Source organism: Alcanivorax sp. HI0044 (assembly GCF_001634945.1).
In genome coordinates, this window is the sequence record NZ_LWEZ01000968.1 from 1 (window position 1) to 454 (window position 454).

Sequence of the window (454 nt, forward strand, 5' to 3'; positions counted from 1 at the left end):
TCGTAATAGGGTGCGATGCGATCTTCCTTGGCCCAATACGCTTCAAAGTAAGCGAAGGGCTCATCATCTATGCAACCGATCAGGTTAAGCACTCGCGATTCTTTCGCCTGGCTCTCCAGGTATGCGCGATGCTCTTCCAGGGTGCCGCTCTGTTCCCAGAAGGCAGCCACACGCTCGCTGTTCTGCCAGCGCATGAAACGGTGCAGGTCTTCCTCAATATCCAGCGTGCGCAGAGACACCCACGCCTGAATACCGGTATCAAAACGGCGGTACACTTCCCCCGCCGGCTTGGCGCGGCGTCGTGGGTGACGCCGGCCGGATGCATCCATGATCATGGTGACCGGATACGGCAAGGCATCGCCCTGGCTTAACCAGTCACCGGGCAGCTGCCAGAACATGTCGCGTTCCAGCCGTGCTGTCTGATTTTCTTCCTGAATCATGAACGCAGCGTTAA

1 protein-coding gene is annotated in these 454 nt (G+C 57.7%); it reads right to left on the bottom strand.

Going from position 1 to position 454, the window contains the following annotated elements; genetic code table 11:
* On the bottom strand, positions 1-440 hold a 440-nt coding region (locus A3730_RS11370; RefSeq protein WP_231883934.1), incomplete at its 3' end, for a GNAT family N-acetyltransferase.
* Between the last annotated feature and the right edge of the window lie 14 nt (positions 441-454).